The 25720-nt window shown below is 73.8% G+C and carries 26 protein-coding genes; 15 read left to right on the forward strand and 11 right to left on the reverse strand.

Translation table 11 applies throughout. The features are described 5' to 3' along the window. Nucleotides 1-74: 74 nt before the first annotated feature. Nucleotides 75-1331 (forward strand): histidine kinase, encoded by a 1257-nt coding sequence (locus AB0881_RS33670; RefSeq protein ID WP_366623584.1) that lies wholly within the window; start codon nucleotides 75-77, stop codon nucleotides 1329-1331. Next, on the forward strand, nucleotides 1328-1984 hold the full coding sequence (locus AB0881_RS33675) for a response regulator transcription factor (protein WP_366623586.1): 657 nt from the start codon (nucleotides 1328-1330) through the stop codon (nucleotides 1982-1984). The genes AB0881_RS33670 and AB0881_RS33675 overlap by 4 nt, the downstream gene beginning before the upstream one ends. On the opposite strand, the gene AB0881_RS33680 is transcribed toward AB0881_RS33675, so the two are convergent. Beyond that, entirely contained in the window at nucleotides 1971-2930 is a 960-nt protein-coding gene (locus tag AB0881_RS33680) for a TIGR03564 family F420-dependent LLM class oxidoreductase (RefSeq protein WP_366623588.1), read from the reverse strand. The genes AB0881_RS33675 and AB0881_RS33680 overlap by 14 nt on opposite strands. Before the next feature lie 106 nt (nucleotides 2931-3036). Between AB0881_RS33680 and AB0881_RS33685 the strand changes: the two genes are divergently transcribed. Both AB0881_RS33685 and AB0881_RS33690 read left to right on the forward strand, forming a co-directional pair. Continuing rightward, nucleotides 3037-3591 carry a helix-turn-helix domain-containing protein gene (locus AB0881_RS33685; RefSeq protein ID WP_366623590.1) on the forward strand — a complete coding sequence of 185 codons (555 nt, stop codon included), beginning with the start codon at nucleotides 3037-3039 and terminating at the stop codon, nucleotides 3589-3591. A gap of 108 nt (nucleotides 3592-3699) precedes the next feature. Beyond that, complete coding sequence (locus AB0881_RS33690) at nucleotides 3700-4791, forward strand: hypothetical protein (RefSeq protein ID WP_366623592.1); 1092 nt, start codon at nucleotides 3700-3702, stop codon at nucleotides 4789-4791. Nucleotides 4792-4800: 9 nt separating this feature from the next. Here AB0881_RS33690 and AB0881_RS33695 read toward each other — a convergent pair whose 3' ends face one another. The 3 genes from AB0881_RS33695 to AB0881_RS33705 form a co-directional block, all read right to left on the reverse strand. Further along, the gene (locus AB0881_RS33695; RefSeq protein ID WP_366623594.1) at nucleotides 4801-5514 is read right to left on the reverse strand and encodes a metal-dependent hydrolase; all 714 of its coding nucleotides are present in this window, start codon (nucleotides 5512-5514) and stop codon (nucleotides 4801-4803) included. Between the two features lie 153 nt (nucleotides 5515-5667). Further along, a complete protein-coding gene (locus tag AB0881_RS33700; protein ID WP_366623596.1) occupies nucleotides 5668-6450 on the reverse strand; it encodes a hypothetical protein in 783 nt (260 codons plus the stop codon). 5 nt (nucleotides 6451-6455) lie between these two features. Further along, entirely contained in the window at nucleotides 6456-7442 is a 987-nt protein-coding gene (locus AB0881_RS33705) for an iron-siderophore ABC transporter substrate-binding protein (RefSeq protein WP_366623598.1), read from the reverse strand. A 148-nt stretch (nucleotides 7443-7590) separates the two neighbouring features. Between AB0881_RS33705 and AB0881_RS33710 the strand changes: the two genes are divergently transcribed. The 3 genes from AB0881_RS33710 to AB0881_RS33720 are packed head-to-tail and all read left to right on the forward strand — an operon-like array spanning nucleotide 7591 to nucleotide 10474. Beyond that, on the forward strand, nucleotides 7591-8595 hold the full coding sequence (locus AB0881_RS33710; RefSeq protein WP_366623600.1) for an iron chelate uptake ABC transporter family permease subunit: 1005 nt from the start codon (nucleotides 7591-7593) through the stop codon (nucleotides 8593-8595). Continuing rightward, nucleotides 8592-9656 carry an iron chelate uptake ABC transporter family permease subunit gene (locus AB0881_RS33715; RefSeq protein WP_366623602.1) on the forward strand — a complete coding sequence of 355 codons (1065 nt, stop codon included), beginning with the start codon at nucleotides 8592-8594 and terminating at the stop codon, nucleotides 9654-9656. Before AB0881_RS33710 ends, AB0881_RS33715 begins: the two co-directional genes overlap by 4 nt. After that, nucleotides 9653-10474 carry an ABC transporter ATP-binding protein gene (locus tag AB0881_RS33720; RefSeq protein WP_366623604.1) on the forward strand — a complete coding sequence of 274 codons (822 nt, stop codon included), beginning with the start codon at nucleotides 9653-9655 and terminating at the stop codon, nucleotides 10472-10474. Before AB0881_RS33715 ends, AB0881_RS33720 begins: the two co-directional genes overlap by 4 nt. Here the strand turns inward: AB0881_RS33720 and AB0881_RS33725 are convergent. From AB0881_RS33725 to map, 3 genes are all read right to left on the reverse strand, one after another. Then, nucleotides 10459-11493 carry a DNA polymerase ligase N-terminal domain-containing protein gene (locus AB0881_RS33725; protein WP_366623606.1) on the reverse strand — a complete coding sequence of 345 codons (1035 nt, stop codon included), beginning with the start codon at nucleotides 11491-11493 and terminating at the stop codon, nucleotides 10459-10461. The genes AB0881_RS33720 and AB0881_RS33725 overlap by 16 nt on opposite strands. Before the next feature lie 19 nt (nucleotides 11494-11512). Beyond that, nucleotides 11513-12139 carry a helix-hairpin-helix domain-containing protein gene (locus tag AB0881_RS33730; RefSeq protein WP_366623608.1) on the reverse strand — a complete coding sequence of 209 codons (627 nt, stop codon included), beginning with the start codon at nucleotides 12137-12139 and terminating at the stop codon, nucleotides 11513-11515. Nucleotides 12140-12286: 147 nt separating this feature from the next. Further along, nucleotides 12287-13138: a type I methionyl aminopeptidase gene (gene map, locus AB0881_RS33735; protein WP_366623610.1), complete on the reverse strand. Its 852-nt coding sequence runs from the start codon at nucleotides 13136-13138 to the stop codon at nucleotides 12287-12289. A 72-nt stretch (nucleotides 13139-13210) separates the two neighbouring features. On the opposite strand from map, the gene AB0881_RS33740 reads away from it, so the two are divergent. Beyond that, complete coding sequence (locus AB0881_RS33740) at nucleotides 13211-13387, forward strand: hypothetical protein (RefSeq protein WP_366623612.1); 177 nt, start codon at nucleotides 13211-13213, stop codon at nucleotides 13385-13387. Nucleotides 13388-13414: 27 nt separating this feature from the next. On the opposite strand, the gene AB0881_RS33745 is transcribed toward AB0881_RS33740, so the two are convergent. Continuing rightward, complete coding sequence (locus AB0881_RS33745; protein ID WP_366623614.1) at nucleotides 13415-14032, reverse strand: hypothetical protein; 618 nt, start codon at nucleotides 14030-14032, stop codon at nucleotides 13415-13417. A gap of 101 nt (nucleotides 14033-14133) precedes the next feature. Between AB0881_RS33745 and npdG the strand changes: the two genes are divergently transcribed. The 4 genes from npdG (at nucleotide 14134) to AB0881_RS33765 (ending at nucleotide 17056) form a co-directional block, all read left to right on the forward strand. Beyond that, nucleotides 14134-14820 carry an NADPH-dependent F420 reductase gene (gene npdG, locus AB0881_RS33750; RefSeq protein WP_366623616.1) on the forward strand — a complete coding sequence of 229 codons (687 nt, stop codon included), beginning with the start codon at nucleotides 14134-14136 and terminating at the stop codon, nucleotides 14818-14820. 27 nt (nucleotides 14821-14847) lie between these two features. Beyond that, a complete protein-coding gene (locus AB0881_RS33755) occupies nucleotides 14848-15918 on the forward strand; it encodes an NAD-binding protein (RefSeq protein WP_366623618.1) in 1071 nt (356 codons plus the stop codon). A gap of 116 nt (nucleotides 15919-16034) precedes the next feature. Then, the gene (locus AB0881_RS33760) at nucleotides 16035-16370 is read left to right on the forward strand and encodes a hypothetical protein (protein ID WP_366623620.1); all 336 of its coding nucleotides are present in this window, start codon (nucleotides 16035-16037) and stop codon (nucleotides 16368-16370) included. Continuing rightward, on the forward strand, nucleotides 16367-17056 hold the full coding sequence (locus AB0881_RS33765) for a hypothetical protein (protein WP_366623622.1): 690 nt from the start codon (nucleotides 16367-16369) through the stop codon (nucleotides 17054-17056). The genes AB0881_RS33760 and AB0881_RS33765 overlap by 4 nt, the downstream gene beginning before the upstream one ends. A 63-nt stretch (nucleotides 17057-17119) precedes the next feature. On the opposite strand, the gene panB is transcribed toward AB0881_RS33765, so the two are convergent. Beyond that, nucleotides 17120-17980 (reverse strand): 3-methyl-2-oxobutanoate hydroxymethyltransferase, encoded by an 861-nt coding sequence (gene panB, locus AB0881_RS33770; RefSeq protein ID WP_366623624.1) that lies wholly within the window; start codon nucleotides 17978-17980, stop codon nucleotides 17120-17122. A gap of 222 nt (nucleotides 17981-18202) precedes the next feature. Between panB and AB0881_RS33775 the strand changes: the two genes are divergently transcribed. The 3 genes from AB0881_RS33775 (at nucleotide 18203) to AB0881_RS33785 (ending at nucleotide 22717) form a co-directional block, all read left to right on the forward strand. Then, nucleotides 18203-19762, forward strand: coding sequence for an MFS transporter (locus AB0881_RS33775; protein WP_366623626.1), 1560 nt, complete (start codon nucleotides 18203-18205; stop codon nucleotides 19760-19762). 35 nt (nucleotides 19763-19797) lie between these two features. Next, complete coding sequence (locus AB0881_RS33780) at nucleotides 19798-20403, forward strand: TetR/AcrR family transcriptional regulator (protein ID WP_366623628.1); 606 nt, start codon at nucleotides 19798-19800, stop codon at nucleotides 20401-20403. A gap of 181 nt (nucleotides 20404-20584) precedes the next feature. Continuing rightward, entirely contained in the window at nucleotides 20585-22717 is a 2133-nt protein-coding gene (locus tag AB0881_RS33785; protein WP_366623630.1) for a SpoIIE family protein phosphatase, read from the forward strand. A 24-nt stretch (nucleotides 22718-22741) separates the two neighbouring features. Here AB0881_RS33785 and AB0881_RS33790 read toward each other — a convergent pair whose 3' ends face one another. Both AB0881_RS33790 and AB0881_RS33795 read right to left on the reverse strand, forming a co-directional pair. Next, on the reverse strand, nucleotides 22742-24529 hold the full coding sequence (locus AB0881_RS33790) for an NAD+ synthase (protein ID WP_366623632.1): 1788 nt from the start codon (nucleotides 24527-24529) through the stop codon (nucleotides 22742-22744). A gap of 78 nt (nucleotides 24530-24607) precedes the next feature. Further along, nucleotides 24608-25633 carry a terpene synthase family protein gene (locus AB0881_RS33795; protein WP_366623634.1) on the reverse strand — a complete coding sequence of 342 codons (1026 nt, stop codon included), beginning with the start codon at nucleotides 25631-25633 and terminating at the stop codon, nucleotides 24608-24610. Nucleotides 25634-25720 lie beyond the last annotated feature (87 nt).

The following is a 25720-nucleotide window of genomic DNA, read 5'->3' on the forward strand; positions in this document are numbered from 1 at the left end:
CTCCCCCGCGCGGGGGAGGCGGCCGGGCCGCGCGGGCGAGGCCCGCGGGTCCGGCGTTCTGCCAGGATCGGGGTGTGAGCCGCAGAACCCGAGCCGTCCTCCCGCGCCCGATCCGGCCCCTGTTCGGCCGGACGCTCTGGCGGCGCTGGTCCTACCTGGTCGGCGGCGGCGCGCTGCTGATGCCGTACTGGTTCCTCGGCATGGGCGTCGTGCCCGCCCTCATCCAGCCGGCCGGCCCGATCGTCCAGGGTGTGGTGATCCTGCTGGTGCTCCCGGTCGGCGGCGCGTTCGTCACCGGGTTCGTCCCGGCCGTACGGCTGCTGGAGGGCGCGGCGGCCAGGGAACTGCTCGGCGGGCCGCTCGCCGGGCTGCCGGTGGGCTCGGCCCGTACGTGGCGGAACCGGGTCCGCTCGGGCATCTGGTTCGCCGTGCACCTGCACGCCGGGGTGGTGATCAGCGCGCTGAGCCTGGCGGTCCCGCCGTTCGCCGTCGTCCTGATCATGGCGCCGTTCGTGCGGTGGGACGAGGGGTTCACCGCGCTGTGGGGGCCGCCGAGCTCCTGGCCGGAGTGGCCGCTGCCGTTCGCCGGGGCGGCGATGCTGGCGGCCGTGCTCGGGCTGATCGCGGCCACCGGCGCGCTGCTGGCCCGGCTGGCACCGCTTCTGCTGGGTCCCTCGCCCGCCGAGAAGCTGGCCGCCGCGGAGGCGACGGCGCTGCGGCTGGCCGAGCGGAACCGGCTGGCCCGCGAGCTGCACGACTCGGTCGGGCACGCGCTGAGCGTCGTCACCCTCCAGGCGGCCGCGGCCGGGCGGGTGCTCGACAGCGACCCGGCGTTCGCCCGGGAGGCGCTCGGCGCGATCGAGGAGTCGGCCCGGTCGGCGCTGGAGGACCTCGACTACGTGCTCGGGCTGCTGCGCGAGGACGCCTCCCGTACCGCGCCGCAGCTCACGCTGAAGGACCTGGACCGGCTGCTGGAGCAGTCCAGGATCGCGGGCGTCGAGCTGGACGCCGCCGTGGGGGAGGGGCTGGACCGTGTGCCCGCCGCGGTGTCGCGGGAGGCGTACCGGATCGTCCAGGAAGGGCTGACGAACGCGCTGCGGCACGCCGGCAAGGTCCCGGTACGGCTCCGGATCGGCGTGCGCGGCGAACAGCTGGAGGTGGAGATGAGCAATCCGCTGGGTGCGCGTCCCGCCGGGCACCACGGCGGCGGCCGCGGGCTCGGCGGTGTCCGCGAGCGCGTCATCGTGCTGGGCGGCGCCATGACCGCGGGCCCCGACGGCGACGCGCACTGGCGTCTGGACGTGTCGCTGCCGCTTAGGGTCGCCTCATGACGATCGGTGTGCTTCTGGTGGACGACGAGCGGCTCATCCGGGCCGGGCTGGCGGCGATCATCGACGCCGAGCCCGACCTGACCGTGGTCGGCGAGGCGGGCGACGGCGCCGAGGTGCCGGGGCAGGTGTCCCGGCTGCGCCCGGACGTGGTGCTCATGGACGTGCGGATGCCCAAGCTGGACGGCATCCAGGCCACCCGGCACCTGCTGGAGAGCAGCGCCGCCCCGCCCAAGATCATCGTGGTGACCACGTTCGAGAACGACGAGTACGTCTACGACGCGCTCAAGGCGGGCGCGCACGGGTTCCTGCTCAAGCGGACCCGGCCGGAGGACATCCTGCAGGCGATCCGGATGGTCGTGCACGGCGACACCCTGCTGTTCCCGGCGGCGATCCGGGCGCTGGCGGCCGAGCACCGCGGCGCCGGGGAGCCGCCGCGCGGGGCGCGCTGGCACGACCGGCTCACCGAGCGGGAGGGGGACGTGCTGCGGCTGATGGCGCGCGGGCACTCCAACGCCGAGATCGCCGCCGAGCTGTTCGTGAGCCCGCAGACGGTGAAGACGCACGTCGGGAACGTGCTCGCCAAGCTCCAGGCCCGCGACCGCACGCAGGCCGTGATCTTCGCGTACGAGACGGGTTACATCAGCCCGTCATGAGGCCCTTCCGGTTCGGGTTCGACGTTCGCGCCGGTGGCCGGGCGGCTCGGCCGGCGGAGGCGGCCAGCCGGAGGACGCGGTCGCGCTCCTCGGCGCCGCCCATGGGGCTCAGCAGCAGGTCCGTCGCTCCGGCGGAGGCGTAGCGCCGGATCGCGGCCTCCACCGCGCGCTCGTCCCCGGCGATGATCGTCTCGTGCACGCCGGACAGGCCCTGCCGGTCCAGCACGGCGCGGTAGGCCGGGAGGTCGCCGGCGAAGCCCAGCTGCCCGGCCAGCGCGGCGCGGGCGCCGTCCGGGTCGTCGGTGAGCGCGACCATCGTGAACGCCACGATCCGGGGCGCGGGCCGCCCGGCCTCGGCGGCGGCCCTGCCGATCGCCGGCGCGACCTGCTCGGCGATCGCCTCGGGGCGCATCCAGTTGGTGATCGTGCCGTCGGCCAGCTCGCCGGCCAGCCGCAGCATCCGCGGGCCGAGCGCGGACAGCAGGACGGGCGGGGGCGCGGCGCCGGGCACCGCCGTCCGGCCGGCGGCGGTGAGGGTCTCGCCCCGGTACTCGACCTCCTCGCCGCGCAGGAGGGGGCGCAGGGCCTCCAGGTACTCGCGTACGTGCCGTACCGGGCGGTCGTAGGAGTAGCCGAGCCGGTCCTGCATGATCTGCGCGTGGCTGGGCCCGATGCCCAGCGTGAACCGGCCGCCGGTCAGGGCCGCGGCCGTCAGCGCCTGGCCCGCCATCACCACCGGGTGCCGCGGGTAGGTCGGCACGATCCCGGTGGCGACCTCGATCCCGGGGACCTCGCGGCCGGCGGCGCCGGCCAGCGTGATCGCGTCCCAGTCGTCGAGCTGGGGGAAGAACACGCTGTCCAGCCCCGCCGCCGCGGCGCCCCGCACCTCCCCGACGACGTCCTCGAACTCCAGCCGCGTGCCGACGACGGCCGTCCCGATCCGCATGGTTGCCTCCCACAAGATGAAGCGGAAATTCCGCTTCCGCAAGATACACTAACCGGAAGATGGAATTCCGGTACGACCGGTACGCCGAGGTCAGGGAGCGGGGGGTATGCGCGCCGACGCACGACGCAACCGCGAGCGCATCGTCGAGGCCGCGCTCCGGACGTTCGCCGAACGCGGCCCGGCCGCCTCGATGGAGGAGATCGCCCAGGTCGCGGGGGTGGGCGTGGGCACCCTCTACCGGCACTTCCCCGACCGCCGCGCCCTCCTGGAGGAGATCGCCTCCGAGGCCCTGGAACGGCTGATCGCCTTCGCTCGCACCCTGGCCCCGCCACCCGCCGCGCATGATTCCGGCGCCCCGGGCGACGGCGGCGGCACGCCGGGCTGGGACGCGCTGCTGCGGCTGGTCGACTACTCGGTGGCGCAGCCGTACGCCCTGCTCAAGACGGTCGGCGAGGAGGCGGCCGCGGTGCCGCCCGACCGGCTGCGGGAGGCGGACGCGCTGATCGCGGGGATCGCCGAGCGGGCCCAGAAGGAGGGTACGCTCCGCTCCGACGTCACCCCCGCCGAGGTGGTGGCGATCTTCGGTACGGCGGTGTGCCGCCCGGGGGCGCGGGCGGACGATCCGCTCATCCGGGTGATGCTCGACGGCCTGCGGGTGTGACGGTGCCCACGTGCCCCCAAGGCCGATCCGCACGCTTCCCTTACGCGCGATTTACCGGCGATTCGTTACAAATAAGGCAGTAACGACCGTCTCTTCGATCGGGGGATCATGGACGCCGTCACCCTGTCAGAACTGCGCAAGCCGCGCGCCTACCCGGCCGTCTCGGTGCTCATGCCGACCGGCCGCCGCGCCCCGGAGAACCGCCAGGATCCGATCCGCCTGCGCAACCTGCTGGCCGAGGTGCGGCACCGCCTCCGCGAGGACAGCCGGGTGGCGCCCGACACCGCCGACGACGTCGTCCGCGGGCTGGAGCGGGCCGCGGACGGGCTCGACCCCCGGCACGCCGCCGACGGGCTGGTGCTGTTCGCCGCCCCGGGCGGCGAGAACCACGCTTTCACGATCGACCAGCCGGTGGACGAGCGCGTGATCGTCGACACCGGCTTCGCCACCCGCGACCTGGTGGCCGCGTACAGCCGCACGCCGCGCTACTGGCTGCTGGTGCTCTCGGACCAGCAGACCCGGCTCTGGGACGGCGTGGGCGGCGAGCTCACCGAGGTCGTCCGGGACGGCTTCCCGATCGTCCCCGAGGAGTACGAGGAGGAGGGCGAGGGCCGGCTGTCGCGCCGCGGCCAGCACGCCGACGAGCGCCGGCCGCGGCTGATGCGGGACGTGCAGGCCCGCCTCGACCGCGTCCTCGCGCGCGACCGGCGGCCGGTGGTCGTCGCGGGCGTCACCCGGCTCCAGGCGTGCTTCGACGAGCTGGCCGGGGCGCGGGTCACCGTCGCGGGCCGTATCGACGGCAGCTACGAGCGCGCGTCCGCGAGCGCCCTTGCCGAGCTGGCGCGGCCGGTCCTGCAGGCGTACGACGACCTGCGCGAGGTGGCGGTGCTGGCCGAGCTGGAGGCGGCGCGCGGCTTCCAGCGCTACGCCGCCGGCCTCCAGGAGGTCGCGCGGCTGGTGGACGGCGGCCGCGGCGAGCACCTGGTCGTCGAGCGCGGCTACTACTCGCCGGGGGTGAAGAGCGGGGGCGAGAGCATCCCGGTCGCGGGCCGGATCGGCAGCCTCAAGGGCCACGGCGTGGTGGACGACCTGGTCGACGACGTCATCGAGACCGCGCTGGAGTACGGCGGCGAGGTCACCTTCGTCTCCGACGGCTTCCTCATCGACCACGACCGGATCGCCCTGGTCACCCGCTACTAGCCGGGGGAGTCAGCCGCGGGTCAGCCAGTTGGTGGTGATGTCGCCCAGCACCGAGCGGATGGTCAGGATCGCGACGCCGAGCGTCAGCAGCGGCGTGACGACCCAGCGCTCGACCTTGCCGTCGGTACGGGGGATCAGCGGGACGTCGATCCGCCACTTCATCGGCCAGAAGACCGGGCAGCCGCGCGGGGTCAGGCAGTCGCCCACCACGTGCGCGATACAGCCCAGCGCCACGGCGAACCCGGCGAAGCTCATGTCGAGGTCGTGCATCAGGTAGACGGCGAACGCGGCGACCGCGCAGTCGGCCAGCGCGGACTGCGGCTCCTTGCCCTCGAAGTCCAGGCCGATGCCGCGCAGCCCGAAGCCGACGATGACGAACAGGGCGGCCCACCAGCCGTACACGAAGTGGGTGGCCAGGGCGTCCATCGCCAGGCCCATCAGGACCGCGAACAGCAGCGAGTGGGTGGCCTGGCGGTGGCCGCCGGACGCCTTGCCCACCCACTTGCACAGCTTCTTGGTGATGGGGCCGAAGGTGTTGGCGATGCGGCCGTTGTGGTGGTCGATGTCGGGCAGCAGCGCCGCGCCCGCGCAGACCACGGCGCCGGCGAGCAGCTGGGCCGGGGACAGGGAGATCGCGTGGTCGCCGAGCAGCCGTTCCTGGCTGAGGATCGGCACCGCGCCCAGCCACACCAGCGCGCCGCTGAGGGCGTGCGTCTGCCCCATCATCCGACGGTCCCCCCGCTCTTCACGTGTCCCGGCCGCGACCGACTGTAATCCCTGAAAGATCGTTTTCAGGGGCGGCGCGCCGATGGTGCGTTGTGTCCCTTTGATGGCGAGTGCGGTGTTCCGGTTCCCGGCCGCGGCCCGCCGAGGGGGCTACCGGCAGCGGGACAGGCAGCAGGACGGGCAGGCGTCGCGGCCGGGGAGCGCCACCCACAGGCAGCAGGTGCGGCGGCGCGGCGACCCGTTCTCCATCTCCATCAGCCCGGCGAGCGGCTTCCCGAGGCCGGCCATCAGCCCGTCGACGGCCGCCGCGGCGCCCGGCAGCTCCGAGCCGTGGCCGTACAGCGGCGCGGACAGCGCCTCGGCCGCCGTGCCCCACAGCCCGCGCGCGCCGGCGCGGGTGGTGGCGCGCAGCGACTCGATCAGCGGCTCGAAGTGGCCGCCGACCAGGGTCTCGCGGACGAGGGCGAGCAGCGCCCCCTCGTCCGGGACGACGACCGTGCCCGGCGTTCCGGCGCACGGGTCGGACGCGGTGACGGCGAACCGCACGTCCCGCAGCCCCACCGACACGAACGGCGACTCCGCCAGCGGCCGCACCAGCGCGTCGCGCGCCGCGATCAGCGGGACGCGGCGGTTCAGCGTCCAGCCGAGCGTGACCGGGAGCGAGACCCAGTACGCGTAGCCCTTCCACGCCAGCGCCGCCGCGATGTGGGCGGGAGCGTCGTACCGCTCGCGGGTGTCGGCGACGAGCGCCTCCCACAGCCGCGGGTCGTCGGCGGTGAGGTAGCCCGCCCGGTCGTCGGGCGCGCCCAGGCCGGGCAGGAGCGCCAGCGGGTACGCGTCGTGCGCCGCCCGCAGCAGGTCGGCGAGCGGCCGTGCCGCCTCGGCCGTCTCGGTCGTCGTGTCCGTCCGCTCGCCGCCTGCCACAGTGGTCATCTCGATCAGGCCGTCCTCGCCGCGTCGACTTCGAAGAACTTCGCCAGGTCGTCCAGTACGAGGTGGGCGCCCTGCAGGCCCACCGCCAGCATCCAGGTCTCGTCGGAGACCTCCCGCTTGGTGCCGGCCAGCCGGCCCCACAGCGGGTTGTTCTTGAACTTGGTTTGGACCTGGGAGGACTTGCCGGACTCGTCCGCGTACCGGGCGAGGAAGATCTCGTCGGCGTCCAGGTCCTTGATCCGCTCCTCGCTCAGATCGACCGCGATCTTGTCGCTGGTCGGCTGGCCCTCCGGCCGCGGGAAGCCGGCGTCCTTGAGGATGATCCCGACGTAGCTGTTCTCGGTGTAGAGCCGGACGGTGGGCTCGTCGGTGAATCGCACCACCGACACCGCCGGCATCTTCCCGCCGTTCTTCTTCTCCACCGCGTCGCCGATCGTGCGGGCGCGGGTCTCGAACTCCTTGATCCGCTGCTCGGCGAGCTGCTCCTTGCCCAGCGCCTTGGCGGTCAGGCGGAGGTTCTCCTTCCATGTCGCGCCGGTGGTCTCGCTGAAGACCGTCGGCGCGATCTGGGAGAGCTTGCCGTAGAGCGCCTCGTGCCGGATCTTGGCCGACAGGATCAGGTCGGGCTTGAGCGCACTGATCTTCTCCAGGCTGGGCTCGCTGAGCGTCCCCACCGTCTGCGCCTTCGCGGTGTGCTTGCCGCCCGCCGCCTGGCTCAGGTAGCCGGGGAGCTTCTGCTCGTTCGCGGTGAAGGTGGTGAAGCCGAGGACGTCGGTGTCCAGCGTGACCGCGGTGTCGACGAACGTCTGGTCGAGCGCGACGATCCGCTTCGGCTCCTTGAAGATCTTCGTGCTGCCCAGCGCGTGCTGCACGGTGCGGATCGGTGTCCCGCTCCCGCCGCCATCGGAGGAGCCGCAGGCCGCCAGGCCGAGGGTGGTGAGCGTGGCGACGGCGATACCGGCGGCCGCGCGCCGGATCGACGACTTCCTCATCTACTATTCCTTCGCGTGATTCAGGTAGGTTTGCCTTCTTTAGGCAAGGCTTACCTAAGCATATTCTGACCAGCGACGGAAGAGGCCCCCTGCAGTGATCGGAACGGTCCATCGGGGGGCGCCGCATGCCGCGCGCGCGGGCGGACCAATGGCCGCGCTGCGCCGGCACCGCCCGGCCGTCCTCCTCGGGCTGGCGCTGCTGGTCCTGCTCGCCGCGCTGGCCAGCGTCATGATCGGCGCCAGGACGGTGCCCCCGGCCGGCGTCTGGAGCGCGCTGCTCGCGCCCTCAGGCGGCGAGGAGGACATCGTCGTCCGGTCGCTGCGGCTGCCGCGCACCGCGTTCGGCCTGCTCGCCGGCACCGCGCTCGGCGTGGCGGGCGCGCTCGCCCAGGGCCACACCCGCAACCCGCTCGCCGACCCCGGGCTGCTCGGCGTCACGCAGGGCGCGGCGTTCGCGATGGTGCTCGGCATCTTCACCTTCGGCGTCACCGGCATGGGGACCTACATCTGGTTCGGGTTCGCCGGCGCGCTGGTGGCCAGCGTGCTGGTCTTCGTGCTGGGCGGCGCGGGCCGCGGCGGCGCCACCCCGCTCACCCTCGCGCTCGCCGGCGCCGCGGTGACCGCCGGCCTGCACGGTCTGGTCGCCGGGCTCGTCCTGCTCGACCGGCAGGCCATGGACACCTACCGGTTCTGGCAGGCGGGCGCCCTCGCCGGCCGCGACGCCGGGCTGCTGGCCGGCCTGCTGCCGTTCGTGCTGCTCGGCCTGGTGCTGGCGATGCTGAACGCCCCCGGCCTGAACGCGCTGGCGCTCGGCGAGGACGTGGCCCGCTCGCTCGGCCACCGGATCTGGCTGACCCGCGCGGTCGGGATCGCCGCGATCACGCTGCTGACCGGGGCGGCGGTGGCGGCCTGCGGCGCGCTGGCGTTCCTCGGGCTGATCGTCCCGCATCTGGCCCGGGCGCTGTCCGGGCCCGACCACCGCTGGCTGCTGCCGTTCTCCGCGCTGCTGGGCGCGGCGCTGCTGCTCGCCGCGGACGTGACCGGGCGGCTGGTGGCCCGCCCCGGCGAGCTGGAGGTGGGCATCATGCTGGCCCTGATCGGCGGGCCGTTCTTCATCGCGCTGGTGCGGCGCCGGAAGCCGGTGCGGCTGTGAGCGCGCTGACCGAGCCCCGCGCGCTGCGCGCCGGCCGGGTGTCGTTCCGGGTACGGCTCCGCCCCGCCCTCGTCGTCCCCGCCGGGCTGGCCGTGCTCGCGCTGCTGATGGCGCTCAGCATCGGCCGCGGCGACTTCCCGATCGGTGTCGGCGAGGTCTTCCGAACGTTCCTCGGCGACGGGCAGCACCGCTTCGTCGTGATGGAGCTGCGGCTGCCGCGCGCCCTCACCGGCGCGCTCGTCGGCGCGGCCCTCGGGCTGGCCGGCGCGCTCACCCAGTCCATCACCCGCAACCCGCTGGCCAGCCCCGATGTGCTCGGCGTCAGCCACGCCGCCAGCGTCGCCGTGGTCGCGCTGACCATCGCCGCCGGCAGCGCCGCCGGCGGCGCGGGCGGACTGCTGGCCTCGGTCGGCATCCCGGCCGCCGCGCTCGCGGGCGGGCTCGCCGGCGGCGCGCTGGTCTACGTGCTGGCCTGGCGGCAGGGCCTGGACGGCTACCGGCTCGTCCTGATCGGCATCGGCTTCGCGGGCGTCGCCGCCAACGTCAAGTGGTGGCTGCTCGCCCTCGGCGACGTCAACGACGCGGGCCGCGCGATGGCCTGGATCACCGGCAGCCTCAACGCGCGCGGCTGGGAGCACGTCCGCCCGCTGGCGCTCGTGCTCGCCGTGCTCGTCCCGCTGGTCCTGATCGGCGCGTTCGCGCTCGGCGCGCTGGGGCTCGGCGACGAGCCCGCCCGCGGCCTCGGCCTGCGGGTGAACCTCGACCGCTCGCTGCTGATCCTGGCGGCCATCGTGCTCGCCTCGGTCGCCACCGCCGCGGCCGGCCCCGTCGAGTTCGTCGCGCTCGCCGCACCGCAGATCGCGCTGCGGCTGGCCGGGACGGGCCAGCCCCCGCTGGTCGGCGCGACCGTCGTCGGCGCGGTCCTCACCGTCGGCGCCGACCTCGTCGCGCGGACCGCGTTCGGCGGCTTCGAACTCCCGGTCGGCGTGGTCACCGCCGTGCTCGGCGCGCCCGTCCTGCTCTACCTGCTCGTACGGTCCCGGCGAAAGGCCACCCTGTGAAAGACGCGGCGACGACCCTGGAAGCGCGCGGGCTGCGGCTCGGGTACGGCGACCGGCTGATCGTGGACGGCCTGACCCTCGACCTGGGCGGCGCCGGCGTCACCGCGATCATCGGACCCAACGGCTGCGGCAAGTCCACGCTGCTGCGCGGCCTCGGCCGGCTGCTGCGCCCGCGCGGCGGCGAGATCGTCCTGGACGGCGCCGACATCGCCAGGCTGTCCACCAAGGAGGTCGCCCGCCGGATGGCGGTGCTGCCGCAGGCCCCGCAGGCCCCCGAGGGCCTCACCGTCGCCGACCTGGTCGCCCGCGGCCGCCACCCCCACCAGGCCTGGTACCGGCAGTGGTCGGCCGGCGACGAGGACGTCGTGAACGCGGCGCTCGACCGGACCGGCATCCGCGACCTGGCCGACCGCCCGCTGGACGAGCTGTCGGGCGGCCAGCGCCAGCGCGCCTGGATCTCCATGGCGCTCGCCCAGGACACCGGCCTGCTCCTCCTCGACGAGCCCACCACCTACCTCGACCTGGCCCACCAGGTCGAGGTGCTGGAGCTGGTGCGGCGGCTGCACGACGCCGACGGCCGCACGATCGTCATGGTGCTGCACGACCTCAACCTCGCGGCCCGCTACGCCGACCGCCTCGTCGCGATGCGCGGCGGCGCGGTCGTCGCCGCGGGCCCGCCCGCCGACGTCCTCACCGAGACGCTGCTGGACGAGGTCTTCGCCCTCCCCGCCCGCGTCATCGAGGACCCGGTCACCGGCGCGCCGCTGGTCATCCCGCTCGGCTCGTACGCCGGGGCGGGCGGTCAGACCGGGACGTGACGCCAGGCGCCGGAGCGCCTCCCCGGCTCGTACGGTGAGTCGAGCCGCTTGGCGAGGACGCCGGGCAGCCCTTGGGCGCGGGCCGCGTCGCGGACGGCGTCCGCCTCGCCCGGATACCACGGCGACGTCTGCCAGCGGGCCGAGTTCAGCTCCAGCCCGTCCAGGCGCTCGCGGCGCTCCTCGTACGGCGCGTCCAGCAGCGACCGGCCGTCCAGGTACAGCAGGTCGGACAGCAGGTACGTCTCGCGCCCCTCGACCTCGGCCAACTCGCCGTCCAGGACGGCGGGCCGGGCGCCCAGCGCCGCGCCGAGCCGGGACCCCAGCCCGGCCGGGCCGCCGACCGCGCGGCCGCGGGCGTCGGTGAAGCGGGTGCGGCCGCCCTCGACGTACGCCAGCAGCCGCCGGCCGCCCCACGCGAACTCGTACGCGTGCCCCGCCCGGTCGCGCGGCAGCCGGTCGCGCTCCTCGGCCAGCATCGGCCGGACGCTCTCGGGCACCGGCTCGGCGTCCGGGTCGGCCGGCGGGTCCATCCGGTGGATCATCCAGTTCTTCCCGCCGGTACGGAACAGGACGTACCGCCCGGACACCCGCGTGCCGTGCAGGACCACCTTCACCTCACGGTCCGACCATTTCTCCGTCTCGTACGTGCCGCGGTCCCAGATCGTCATTTGGCCGGCGCCGTACTCGCCCTTGGGGATGTCGCCCTCGAAGGAGGCGTACTCCAGCGGATGGTCCTCGGTGTGCACCGCGAGGTGGTTGGTCTTCGGATCGGCCGGGATCCCTTTGGGCACCGCCCAGGAGACCAGGACGCCGCCGCGTTCGAGGCGCAGGTCCCAGTGCAGGCTGCGCGCGTGGTGCTCCTGGACGACGAACGTGTCGTCGTCCCCCTCTGGCAAGGGGCCTTCGGAGGGGACGGGTTCGGGGGTCTTGGACGCGGCGCGCTTACCGCGGTACTCGGCGAGCCTGTCGGTGTCCTCGCCCGCCGGGCCCTTCCGGGCCACGCCCTTCTTGGCTGCCACACCCGTCCTTTACCCGGACTCAGCGGATGAAGACGGCGTACTCGCCCAGTTCGGTGGTCAGCGTGGGCGGCAGGCCCGCCAGCGCCGCCAACTCCTCGGCGGACATGAAGCCGCCGGTCTCGTTCCGGACCCGCTCGATCTTGATCGCCAGCTCCGGCGTGACGCCCGGCAGCATCGTCAGCACCTCCGCCGGCGCGTGGTTGACGTCGACCAGGCCGCCGTCGTTGTACTGGCGGGGCAGGTCGGGCCGGCCGATGCCGAGCTCCCGGGCCAGGCCCGGATCGCGCGCGGCGAGCTCCCGGGCCCGCGCCCGCAGCGTCCGCTGCCGCCGGACCCGCTCGATCGCCGCCTCGTTGTCGACCCCCGACAGCCCGTCCGGGTCGAACACCTTCCGGCGGATCAGGAACGCGTGCCCGCAGCCCACGATGGACAGCAGGAACGTCAGCACGCCCACGGCGCTGCTCGTGCCGCCCTGCTCCTTGTCGATGTCCGGCAGCAGGGTGAGCAGCAGGACGAAGATCCCGATATAGGCCAGGGAGGCCACCGCGAGATGCGCGCTGCGCCGCCACAGCGCCGCCGCCGCGAACGTGAACGGGGTCGCGTACCCGAGGGTCAGGAAGGGCAGCGCGGCCCATGTCACGCTCACGGCCGCGCGTCCCGGCGGCATGCTGTCCGACGGGACACGGGGTTCGTACGGCACTGGGGCTCTCATGAGCATCGCTCTCCCGAGCCGGTCTGGGCGATGTTCTGGCTCTAGATCCTTTTTGTACCCGCGAGCATGGTCATCGGTACGTCAGGGAAGGGTCAGGATCTCGTGGCCGTCGTCGGTCACCAGGAGCGTGTGCTCGAACTGGGCGGTCCGCCGGCGGTCCTTGGTGACGACCGTCCAGCCGTCGTCCCACATGTCGTAGTCGTACGAACCCAGCGTCAGCATCGGCTCGATCGTGAACGTCATCCCCGGCTCGATGAGCGTGGTCGCCGCCGGGTCGTCGTAGTGCGGCACCACCAGCCCGGAGTGGAACGTCGTCCCGATCCCGTGGCCGGTGAAGTCGCGGACCACGCCGTAGCCGAACCGCTTGGCGTACGACTCGATGACCCGCCCGATGACGTTCAGCGCCCGCCCCGGCTTCACCGCGCGGATCCCGCGCATCATCGCCTCATGGGTGCGCTCGACCAGCAGCCGCGACTCCTCGTCGACGTCCCCGCACAGGAACGTGGCGTCGGTGTCGCCGTGCACCCCGCCGATGAACGCGGTGATGTCGATGTTGATGATGTCGCCGTCGCGCACCACCGTGTCGTCCGGGATGCCGTGGCAGATCACCTCGTTGATCGAGGTGCACAGCGACTTGGGGAAGCCGCGGTAGCCGAGCGTGGACGGGTACGCGCCGTGGTCGAGCAGGAACTCGTGCCCGATCACGTCGAGCTCGTCGGTGGTGACGCCCGGCCGGATGTGCTTGCCGACCTCCTCCAGCGCCTGGCCGGCGATCTTCCCCGCGACGCGCATCTTCTCGATGATCTCGGGCGTCTTGACGTCGGGCTCGCCCGTTCTGGGACGCTTCTTTCCCACGTACTCCGGGCGCGGGATGTGCGCGGGAACCTTGCGCATGGGAGAGACGCGGCCGGGCCGGAGTAGTTGGGTCGTCATAGTGAGCGAGTGTAGTCAGCCCCGCCTGGGCACGAATCCTGAGGCGGGCGGCTGGATCAAGGGAGGGCCGGGATGAAGGACGACGGCGACTGGTGGTTCTGCCTCAGGCACATGAAGGTCGAGCACGGCGCGGGCTGCCCCAACAAGGACCGGATGGGACCGTACGAGTCGCAGACCGCCGCGGCCGGGGCGCTGGAGCTGGCCCGCAAGCGCAACGAGGCGTGGCGGGCGCAGGACGAGGACGACTAGACCGGCCCTCCCGGGCGCGGGTCGCGGCTAGCCCAGGCCGCGCTCGTCGACCGTCGGGCCGCTGACGGCGTCCAGCAGCCGGGCCAGCCGGTCCCGGAGGCCGCGGGGGCCGCGGGCCCGCCCGCCCCGCCCCTCGGGGGCCCCGGCCGCCGCGCTGACCAGGTGCTGGGCGCCGTCGAAGCTGACCAGGGCTTCCTCGGCCGGCACGGTCAGCGACTCGTGCGCCAGCCCGCGCAGCTCCCGGTCGCCGCCCTCCAGCGCCAGCACCACCGCCCCGGTGCGGCGGGCGTCGTCGACCCGTTCCAGCAGCGGTACGGGGGCGGCCTCCTCGGCGACCACGAACAGCGTCTCGCCGCGCCGCGCCGCCTCCAGCCGGTCCAGCCCGACCGCCAGGTGGGCGGGCGCGCCCGGCGGCGGCGACCAGCGCACCAGCGTGGGCGCCAGGCCGGGCAGCGCCGCCAGCCGGCTCTCGTCGTCCAGATGGGCGGCCAGATGCCAGGGGTCCTCGGCGGGGGTGCCCACCAGGAGCAGCCCGCCCGGGGTGCGCGCGCTCGTCCGCAGCGCCCGGCCGAACTCCCCGGTGCGCTCCAGCCACCCGGTCGCGGCCAGCACCTCGCGCAGCATCGTGATCTGCTCGGCGTCCACGCCTCCATGGTGCCGTAACCGGCCGTGCGCGAAGGGGCGTTTTCCGTGATGCGCCAGGCCGGTACGGAGCGGCGGCCGGGCCACCTGGCAGACTCGCAATCATGACTGAGCAGAAGACCCCGTACGACCTCCCCGACGTGTCCGGCCTGACGATCGGGATCCTGGGCGGGACCGGCGACCAGGGCAAGGGGCTGGCGCGGCGGTTCGCGCTGGCCGGGCACCAGGTCGTCATCGGCTCCCGCAAGGCCGCGCGGGCCCAGGAGGCGGCCGACGACCTGGGCTCCGACCTGCCGGTGCGCGGCGCCGAGAACCCCGTCGCGGCCGGGGAGTCCGACGTGGTGGTCGTGGCGGTCCCGTGGGAGGGCCACAAGGCCACGCTGGAGTCGCTGCGCGACGAGCTGGCCGGGAAGATCGTCGTGGACTGCGTGAACCCGCTGGGCTTCGACAAGCGCGGCGCGTTCCCGCTGGAGGTCGAGGAGGGCAGCGCCGCGCAGCAGGCCGCCGCCGTGCTGGACGGCAGCCGGGTGGTGGCCGCGTTCCACCACGTGTCGGCGAAGCTGCTGCTGGACCCCGAGGTCGGCGAGATGGAGCTGGACGTCCTGGTGCTCGGCGACGACCGCGAGGCGACCGACCTCGTCCAGGCGCTCGCCGGCCGCATCCCCGGCATGCGCGGCGTGTACGGCGGCCGGCTCCGCAACGCCGGCCAGGTCGAGGCGTTCACCGCCAACCTCATCTCGATGAACCGCCGCTACAAGGCGCACGCCGGGCTGCGGATCACCGACGTCTGATCGGCGGCGGGCAGTACCGTTCTGAACGTGGAGGGCGACAGGGGAGGCGCGGACCGGCCGCGGGTGCTGCTGCCCGCGGCACGTACCGGGCCGGTGGCGGCGGTCCTGAAGCGCGTCGGGATCGCGCTGCTGCTGCTGTTCGCGGTGGTCGCGGTGGTCTACGCCGACCGGGACGGCTACCGCGACAACGCCGGCGGCACGCTGTCGCTGCTCGACTGCTTCTACTACGCCACGGTCACCGTGTCGACGACCGGCTACGGCGACATCACGCCGGTCGGCTCGGGGGCGCGGCTGGTCAACATCGTCTTCGTCACGCCGGTGCGGGTGCTGTTCCTGATCGTCCTCGTGGGCACGACCCTTGAGGTGCTGGCGGAGCGCACCCGCGCCGACTGGCGGCTGAACCGCTGGAGGGCCCGGGTGCGCGACCACATCGTGGTGGCGGGGTACGGCACGAAGGGCCGTAGCGCCGTCAAGACGCTGCTCACCACCGGGGTGCGCCGCGAGGACATCGTCGTGGTGGACCCCGATCCGCGGATCGTGGCGGAGGCCGCCGAGGCCGGGCTGGCCGGGATCGTCGGCGACGCCACCCGCAGCTCGGTGCTGCGGCAGGCGGCCGTCGACCGGGCCCGGGTGGTGATCGTGGCCAGCGCCCGCGACGACACGTCCGTCCTGGTCACGCTGACGGCGCGGCAGCTCAACCCGGGCGCGAAGATCCAGGCCGCGGTCCGGGAGTCGGAGAACGTCCCGCTGCTGCGGCAGAGCGGCGCCGACCACGTCATCACCTCCTCGGAGGCGGCGGGCCGGCTGCTGGGCGTGTCCACCAGCCAGCCGTTCGTCAGCCAGGTCATCGAGGACCTGCTGGAGCAGGGCGCGGGCCTCGACCTGGTCGAGCGCGACATCCGCGAGCGGGAGATCGGCGGTCCCATCGGCGCGGTCGGCGAGCCCGCCATCGCGATCGTGCGGGACGGGCGGGCGCTGCCGTACGACGACGCCGCCTGCGCCCGGCTGGAGCCCGGCGACCGCCTGATCGTCGCCCGCTCCTCGCACCGCACCCGGCACTCGCCGGACGGCGCCGACGGCGACGCGGATCCGTCCTGAGCGGAGAACGGCGGAGCGGCGGGCGGCCCCCGTGCGTCCAAATGGCGACATAGGGGTATACGCCGCTACGAGCGGGCGATGCGCCGTAGGATCGGAATGTCACAGGGCAGGTGAAGATGAGGCAGATCCGGTCGGCAGATCCCTGGAGCACGTTCCTCACGACCTCCGGAAGGGGCGGCGGCATCACGGCCGCGCGTGCCGGCGGCCCGTCCCACGCGCCGCCGTCCGGGCATCCCGACCCGGGCGACGCCCCGGACGCCGCCGGGCTGACCGGCGCCTGCCGGCGCGTCCTGGCACGGCTGGGGGACCGCGGCCCGCAGACCCTGGAGCAGCTGCGCCACGCGACCGGGCTGGGCCTGCTGGAGGTCGCCGACGCCGTCGAGCGGCTGGCCGGGCTGGGCCTGGTGGCCGTGGAGCGCGAGGTCGACGAGCTGGTCCGGCTCGCTGAATGATCGGCTACCTGGTCGCGGTCTCGCTGAGCTGCCTGGTCGGGATCGCCGAGCTGATCAGCCGCTACCGGGACCGGCCGACGACGCTGATCCGGGTGCCCAGCACCTGGGCGTACGTGCTGATCAACGGCGCGGCGGGCGCGGGCTCGCTGCTCCTGCTGCACACCTTCGGCTGGAAGTTCGGGGTGAAGTCGCCGGACGTGGCCGCGGCCACGCAGGTGCTGGCGGCCAGCCTCGGCTCCATGATGATCTTCCGCAGCGCGGTGTTCACCGTCCGGGTGGGGGACGAGGACGTGGCGGTCGGCCCGAGCACGCTGCTGACCTCGCTGCTGGCCGCCGCCGACCGCGGGGTGGACCGCATGCAGGCCAAGACCCGGGCGCAGGAGGCCGGCGACATCATGCGCGGGGTCTCGTTCGCCAAGTCCAGGCTGGCGCTCCCCACGTACTGCCTGGGCCTGCTCCAGAACGTCTCCGCCGAGGACCAGGCCGACCTGCGCACGGCGGTCGACGCCCTGGCGGGCAGCGAGATGACCGACGCCCAGATGGCGCTCAACCTCGGCCTGCTGCTGATGAACGTCGCGGGCCCCGACGTCCTCAGCGCCGCCGTGGACACGCTCCGCGACGAGATCACGGTCGAACCGCTCCCCGCCGCCGCGCCCGGCCGGCTCTCCACGATCTCGCCCGACTGACCTCCGCGAACGCGACGGCGCGAGGCCGCGCCGCGGGGGCACGGCCTCGCGCCGGGGCGGGCACTAGTGGTAGGCGTGCTCCGGGGCCGGGAAGACGCCGCCGGCGACCTCGTCGGCGTACGTACGGGCCGCGTCGCCCAGGATCGTGGCGAGGTCGGCGTACTTCTTGACGAACTTGGCGGTGCGCGGCGACAGCCCCGCCATGTCCTGCCAGACCAGCACCTGCGCGTCGGTGGCGCTCCCGCCGCCGATGCCGATCGTCGGGATCGACAGCGAGGCGGTGACCTTGGCGGCCAGGTCCTCGGGGACGCACTCCAGCACGACCGCGAACGCGCCGGCCGCCTCCAGCCCCTTGGCGTCGGCCATCAGCTCGTCGCCGGCCTGGCCGCGGCCCTGCACCCGGTAGCCGCCGAAGGCGTTGACCGACTGCGGGGTGAGGCCGAGGTGCCCCATCACCGGGATGCCGGCGGCGACCATCGCCTCGGCCTGCGGCAGGACGCGGCGGCCGCCCTCCAGCTTGACGGCGTGCGCGCCCGTCTCCTTGAGGAAGCGGGTCGCGGTGGCCAGCCCCTCGGCCACCCCGGTCTGGTACGAGCCGAACGGCAGGTCGGCGACCACCATGGCGCGCTTGGAGCCGCGTACGACGGCGGCGGTGAGGGGGATGAGGTCGTCGACGGTGACGGGAATCGTCGAGTCGTACCCGTAGACGACCATCGCGGCGGAGTCGCCGACGAGCAGCACCGGAATGCCGGCCTCGTCGAAGACGCGCGCGGTGAGGGCGTCGTACGCGGTGAGCATCGGCCACTTCTCGCGGCGCTCCTTGGCGGCCGCGATGTCGCGCACGGTGACCCGGCGCTCGCCCTTGCCGCCGTAGAGGGCGTTCGGCTGGGCGTTCTGCTGCGAGGGGGCAGCGGAAGAAGACACGGTGTACCTCCAGTCTCGAGGCGCCACGGTGGCGTACCCGGACGGGTTCGATGATCCCACTGACCCAACGATTCGCATACCCCCCAGATTCCCGTGCGGCCGAGCCCACTCCGGCCCGCGACCGTCTTACGAAACGATACGGTTGCGTATCGTTCGGGGTGGTCGTACGCTCGGGGGAGTCGAATACGAAACGCCGCCGTATCGCCGGAGCAGGGAGTGCCCGTGGACACCGAGACCATCAGGCGCAGGCGCTGGTACATCCTCGGTGTGCTGACGTTCAGCCTGCTCGTCGTCGTGCTCGACAACACGATCCTGAACGTCGCGCTCAAGACGATCGCCGACCCGGACGCCGGGCTCGGCGCGACGCAGAGCCAGCTGGAATGGGCGATCAACTCGTACACGCTGGTCTTCGCCGGGCTGCTGTTCACCTTCGGGGTGGTCGGCGACCGGCTCGGCCGCAAGCGGGTGATGGTCGCCGGGATGGCGGTGTTCGCGCTCGCCTCGCTGCTGTCGGCGTACGCGCGGACCCCTGACCAGCTGATCTGGGCGCGGGCGCTGATGGGGCTGGGCGGCGCGGCGATCATGCCGCAGACGCTGTCGATCATCACCAACGTGTTCGAGCCGCACGAGCGCGCCCGCGCGATCGGCATCTGGAGCGGCGCGGTCGGGCTGGCGATCGCGATCGGCCCGGTGACCGGCGGGCTCCTGCTGGAGTACTTCTGGTGGGGCTCGGTCTTCCTGATCAACGTGCCGGTCATCGTGCTCGGCACGGTGCTGATGGTCTTCCTGGTGCCCGAGTCCCGCAACCCCGACCCGGGGCGGCTCGACCCGGCGGGCGTGCTGCTGTCGATCGTGGGGCTGGTCGCGCTCTCGTACGGGATCATCCAGGGCGGCGAGCGCGGCGCCTGGCTGGAGCCCGGCGTGCTCGGCCCGATCGGGGCGGGCCTGGCGGTGCTGGGGCTGTTCGCCTGGCACGAGGCGCGCACCGACCATCCCGCGCTGGACGTGCGGCTGTTCCGCGACCCGCGGCTGTCGGCGGCGGTGGCCGCGATCGCGCTGGTCTTCTTCGCCGCGTCCGGGATGATCTTCTTCATCGGCTTCTACCTGCAGTCGGTGCGCGGCATGAGCGCGCTGGAGTCGGGCGCGATGCTGCTGCCGTTCGCCGCGGCGCAGCTGATCTTCTCGCCGCGCAGCGCCGCGCTGGTCCGCAGGTTCGGGGCGAAGGCGGTGTGCGCGGGCGGGCTGCTGCTGGTGTCGGGCGCGCTGGCCTCGTACTGGGCGATGGGGATCGACGGCGAGACGCCGCTGTGGCTGCTGGGGACCGTCTTCTTCGTCCAGGGCGCCGGGATGGCCAACGTCATGCCGCCCGCCACCGAGTCGGTGATGTCCGCGCTGCCGCGCGAGAAGGCGGGCGCCGGGTCGGCGCTCAACAACACCGCCCGGCAGGTCGCGGTCGCGATGGGCGTCGCCGTGCTCGGCTCGCTGGTCGCGTCGGTCTACCGCGACGGGCTCGGCGGCCGGCTGGACGCGCTGCCGCATCCGGCGCGCGAGGCGGCCGGCCAGTCGATCGAGGGCGCGCACGGGGTCGCCGAGGCGCTCGGCGTGCCCGGCCTGGTCGCCGCCGCGGACGGCGCTTTCGTGCACGGCATGCAGATCGCCGGCGGCGCGGGCGCGGGGATCGCGCTCCTGGGCGCGCTGGTCGTGCTGAAATGGCTGCCCGGCCGCGACCGCGCCGGCGTCCCCGCCGGAGAGGCGGAACGGCGGGAGGCCGCCCGCGTGTGACGCGGGCCGCGCGAGGGGTCGAGAATGGTGCCGACATGACCGAGCGACTGACTGAGCCGGCGGGCCGCCCCGGCCGGCCGCGCAGCGAGCGCGCCGAGAAGGCGATCATCGAGGCCACGCTCGACCTGCTGGGCGAGGAGTCCGGCGTGGCGGGCGTGTCGATCGAGGCGGTGGCCGCCCGGGCGGGGGTGGGCAAGACCACCATCTACCGGCGCTGGCCCAACAAGGAGGCGCTGATCGTCGGCGCGCTGGCCGCGGTCAAGACGCCGCTGAGCGAGCCCGCCGGGGTGTCGGTACGCGACGACCTGCTGATGATCGCGAAGGCGATGGGGGCCGAACGCGACCACCGGCACGCGCGCTGCTTCTGGAACGTGGTCGGCAGCGCCGAGAAGCATCCGGAGCTGTTCGCGCGCTACCGGCACGACGTGCTGCTGCCGCGCCGGGAGGTGCTGCGCCGCGTGCTCCTCAGGGGTGTGGAGAGCGGAGAGCTCCGCCGCGATCTCGACGTCGAGGTGGCGATCGCCCTCCTGGTCGGCTCGCTGGCCCACAAGACCCCGCGGGACCGCGTGCCGGAGGGCTTCCCGGAGTCGGTCGTCGACACTCTTCTCAGGGGCATTGCGACTGGGACAGACGGCGCATAAAGGCCGAAAGTGGTCGTCTATCGGGCTTCCTGGACGCCCGATCGGCCACAAGCATGGTCCTCATAGTTAGAAGTTCTGCACCATTTCGCCCAGTGCGCTGTGATCTTCTCCCTGGATCGTGCCTCATGCCTCATACTGTCGCTGGGAGTGATAGGACGACCGGTTGTCTGGAGCGCGTCTGGTGAGATCCGTCATGGCGTCGCGCGGCGACGCGCCCACCGCCGATTCCGCGTCCCGCACCCTGGTCCTGGCGATCGACGGGACGCGGCGCATCGTCCAGTGCGGGCCCAACGCGCCGGCCGTCCTCGGGCACGCGCCCGGCGACCTGATCGGCCGCACTCCCGGCGAGCTCGTCGACGACGAGGCCAAGGCCGACATGGAGGCGCTGCTGGAGGCCATCGCCGCCGGCCAGGAGCGCACCGCCGTGCTCCCGGTCCGCCGCGGCGGCCAGGGCATCGCCGCCAACGGCGGCGCCCCGTCGGCCGACGCCGTCATCACCGCGCAGCCCATGGTCGGCGGCGAGGCGCCGATGGGGCTGCTGCACGTGCGGGTGCCGCTGCCGCCCAGCGAGCGCTACCAGGACCCGGCCCTCATGCGGCGCGCCCTGATGGACGATCCGCTCACCCGGTTCGGCGCCTCGCTCGACCTCGACCAGTCCGCCAAGGGCCTGGTCGACGTCATCGTCCCGCACTACTGCACCACGGCCTCGGTCCTGGTGCTGGAGAGCCTGGTGGCGGCCGACGAGGTGCACAGCGAGTCGGGCGCGGCGGTGCTGCGCCGCATCGCGGTCACCTCCGACGACGGCAACCCCATGTGGACGGCCACGTTCCCGGTCGGCGAGGTGCTCGTCTACCCCGAGGGCACCCCGTACCGCGAGGTCCTGGAGTCCGCGCAGCCCGTCCACCTGCCGCACGTCGACGCGGCCGTGGCCGGCGACATCGCCGCACGCTGGCGCCGCAACCCGGCGGGCGAGCTGCTCACCGGCGTCTCGATGGTGCTGCTGCCGCTGATCGCCCGCGACACCCTGCTCGGCTTCATCGCCTGCACCCGGGTGCCCGGCTTCCGCCGCTTCGACGCCTACGACGTCGAGATCGGCATGGAGTTCGCGGCCCGCGCCGCCATCGTCATCGACAACGCCCGGCTGTTCAGCCGGGAACGCGCCACCGCCCTCGCGCTGCAGCGCAGCCTGCTGCCGCACCGGCTGTCGGCGCCCTCCTCGGTCGAGGTGCGGCACCGCTACCTGCCCGGCAGCAAGCTGGTCGAGGTCGGCGGCGACTGGTACGAGTCGATCGCGCTGCCCGGCGCCCGGGTCGCGCTGATCGTCGGCGACGTCGCCGGGCACGGCGTGCGCGCCGCCGTCACCATGGGCCGGCTGCGCACCGCGCTGCACACGCTGGCCAACCTCGAACTGCCGCCCGCCGACGCGCTGCACGTCATGCACGAGCTGATGATCGAGCTCGGCGAGCAGGAGCCGCACTTCGCCACCTGCGTGTACGCCGTGTACGACGCCACCTCCGGCACCCTGGAGGTCGCCTCGGCCGGCCACCTGCCGCCGCTGCTGGTGGGCCCCGGTGGCGACAACGAGTACCTGCGGATACCGCCCGCCCCGCCGCTGGGCGTCGCCGGCACCGCCACCATCGAGAGCCGCGAGTTCGCGGTCGAGGACGGCAGCGTCTTCGTCATCTACACCGACGGCCTGGTCGAAAACCGCGGCCGCGACATCGACGACGGGCTGGCCCGGCTCCGCGGCATCTTCGGCCCCGGCACCGCCGAGCGCTCCATGGAGGACCTCGCCAAGGCCACCCTCGCCGGCGTGTACGCCGACCACCACCGCGACGACATCGCCGTCCTGCTGGCCCGGCTGCGCCGCCTGCCCGACGACAAGTGGACGTCCTGGACCCTGCCGTCCGACCCGGCCGCCGTCCGCCGCGCCCGCGGCCTGGTCCGCGCGCAGCTGGAGGAGTGGGACCTGGAGGAGCTGGTCTACACGACCGAGCTGATCGTCTCCGAGCTGATCACCAACGCGTTCCGGTACGCCCCGGAGAAGCCGATCGAGCTGCGCCTCCTCCTGGAGCGCACCCTGGTCTGCGAGGTCCGCGACCACTCGGCCGCCCTGCCCCGCCTCCGGCACGCCGCGGATGACGACGAGAACGGCCGCGGCCTCCTGGTCGTCAGCCAGCTCGCCCACCGCTGGGGCACCCGCCGCACCTCCACCGGCAAGGTCGTCTGGTGCGAGCAGACCGTCCCCGGCGTGGACCCCGACCCGTACGAGCCGGAGACCACCTGGCCGGGTCAGAACCACCACCGAGCGTGACGCGGCGCGCCCTGGCGGGTCGCGCTAGCCGCGGGCGGGCTCCCGCCAGCGGTTGGTGATGGGCAGGCGCCGGTCGCGGCCGAAGTTCTTGGCGGTGATCTTGGGGCCCGGCGGGTACTGGCGGCGCTTGTACTCGGCGAGGTCGACCAGGCGGATGACGCGGTCCACGAGGGCGGGGTCGTGGCCGGCCGCGACCAGGGAGTCGCGGCCCATGTCGCGCTCGACGTAGTCGACCAGGAGGGGGTCGAGGACGTCGTACGGCGGGAGCGTGTCGCGGTCCTTCTGGTCGGGGCGCAGCTCGGCCGAGGGCTCCTTGACGATGATGGCCTCGGGGATGGGCTCCTCCTCGAAGGGGTGGAGGAAGGGCAGGTCCGAGCCGACCTGGGTGTTGCGCCAGCGGGCGAGGGCCCAGACCATCGTCTTGGTCAGGTCCTTGATGGGGCCGAAGCCGCCGGCGGAGTCGCCGTACAGGGTGGAGTAGCCGGTGGCCAGCTCGCTCTTGTTGCCGCCGGTCAGGACGAGGTGGCCGTGCTCGTTCGACAGGCCCATCCAGACGTTGGCGCGGATGCGGGCCTGGAGGTTCTCGGCGGCCAGGCCGTGCAGGTCGAGCTCGGCCTCGAACGCGTCCACCATGCCGCGGATCGGGACGATCCGGGAGTGCAGCCCCTGGCGCTTGACCAGGTCCTCGGCGTCGGTGACCGAGCCTTCGGTGGAGTAGCGGCTGGGCAGCAGGACGACGTGCACGTCCTGGGGGCCGATCGCGTCGGCGGCGATGGTCGCGACCAGGGCGGAGTCGATGCCGCCGGACAGGCCGAGCAGGACCGAGCGGAAGCCGTTCTTGCGGACGTAGTCGCGGGTGCCGAGGACGAGCGCGCCGTAGACCTCGGCCAGGTCGGGGAGGGGCTCGGTGGCGGCGGGCGGGACCGGCTCGTACGCGGGCAGGACCTCCTCGTCCACCACCCGGTGGTCGATGGTGATCATGGTGCCGTCGCCCGCGTTGACGGTGCCGGTGACCGGCTCCAGGGACGCGGCGGGCAGGTCGAGGTCGGCGAGCAGCAGGTGCTCGACGAACTGCGGGGCGCGCGCGAGCAGCGCGCCGTCCGCGCCGACGATGAGGGAGTCGCCGTCGAAGACCAGCTCGTCCTGGCCGCCGACCATGTTGACGTACGCGAGCGCGCAGCCGGCCTCGCGGGCGCGGTCGGCGCACAGTTCGAGGCGGAAGTCGTCCTTGTTGCGCTCGTACGGGGAGGCGTTGACGGCCAGCAGCAGTCCGGCGTCGGCGGTGGAGGTGACGCTGACGGGGCCGCCGTCCTGCCAGAGGTCCTCGCAGATGACGGTGGCGACGTCCACGCCGTTCACCCGGACGACGGGCAGCGTGTCGCCGCGGACGAAGATGCGGTACTCGTCGAAGACGCCGTAGTTGGGCAGGTGGTGCTTGGCGGAGCGGACGAGGACCTCGCCCTGGTGCAGCCAGGCGGCGGCGTCGAGCGGGGAGCCGGCGGGCATGCCGGCGCGCAGCAGGCTGAGCGGGCGGCGGTCGAGGTAGCCGGTGACGACGGGGACATGGCCGAGCCCCTCGCCGGCGAGCCGGCGGGCGACGTCCTCCAGGGCGCGCTGGGACGCCTCGACGAAGGAGGAGCGCAGGGCCAGGTCCTCGACGGGGTACCCGGTCAGCGCCATCTCGGGGAAGGCGACCAGGTGCGCGCCGGCGTCGGCGGCGCGCCGCGTCCATTCCACGATGAGGCCGGCGTTGCCCTCCAAATCGCCGACCGTCGGGTTCACCTGTGCGAGAGCGATCCGAAGCTGTGCCACGTCAACCAGCCTAAAGCAGACGAATGAGTATCGTCATTATGACGAGAAGTGCCGTTCCGTGCCAGTCCCGCCCCGCGGTCAGCGGAGCGAGGCCAGCGCGTCCAGACGATGCCCGTTCGATCCCGAGGTATACCGGCCCGACTCGGCCAGCCAGTCGATGTGCGCCCGCGGCGCCCCCAGCAGGACGCGGACGACCTGGCGGGCGGCGCCGCTCTCGGCCGGGCCGAGCCGCAGCCTGTCGATCACGCCGACCATCGCCCGCGCCCGGGCCAGCACCCCGTCGGAGCGGGCCGCTATGAGCTCGGCGACCCGGGCGCCGGCCCGGGCGGGATCGACGCCGTACGTGGCCGACAGCACGATCACCAGGTTGTGCGCGTCGCCGAGGACCGACTCGCGGCCGTACGAGGCGACGTCGTTCGACCAGGTGAGCACGTCGGCGGTGCCCTGGAGCAGGTCCTGGAACGCCGGCAGCCCGAGCAGCCGCTCCGGCAGCTCCACCCCGAGGACGGCCTCCACCAGGTCGTACAGGTACGGGGCGGCGCCGCGGCGGCGCAGCGCCGCGTACTCGCCCGGCGCGGGCAGCCGCCGGATCCGGCGGTGCACGGCCTGCTCGGCGCAGCCCGCGCGGTGCTCGTCCAGATGGGCCAGGAAGCGGCGGCGCCACTCGCGGCTCATCAGCCGGGCGGTGGCCTGCCACAGCTCCACGACCGTGGTCTCCAGCGGGCGCGCCCCCGGGCTGGCGTGGCCGCGGCGCAGCGCCCTCGTGAGGTCCTCGAACACCGCGTCGACGCTGGTGGCGCTGCCCGCGACCGAGGTCTCGTCGAGCGTGTCGTCCAGCGCGAACGTCCAGGTCAGCCAGCGGGCGAACAGCTCGACACGGGCGGGTTCGGCGGTGGGGAAGAGGCGGGCGGCGAGGCGTTCGCAGCGGGCCCGGCCGAGCGGCGAGGTGTCCGGGTCGCCCAGCACCAGGCCGCGGCCGCGGGCCCAGGCGTCGACCCGCTCGCCGAGCTTCCAGGCGTCGGCGCGCATGACCGACGGGGCGGCCAGCGAGGCGGCGCGGTCGGTGAGCGAGAGAAGCAGTGAGGCGTCCACGACGGGAACCACGTTATTGATCATTCCGAGACCGGACCGATGATCGCCACGTCAAATTTCGGGAAATGGAAGGGGGAGGCGGGCCGCCCCGCCGGCGCG

The sequence above is a fragment of the Spirillospora sp. NPDC029432 genome (genome assembly GCF_040703975.1).
Taxonomy (GTDB): Bacteria; Actinomycetota; Actinomycetes; order Streptosporangiales; family Streptosporangiaceae; genus Spirillospora.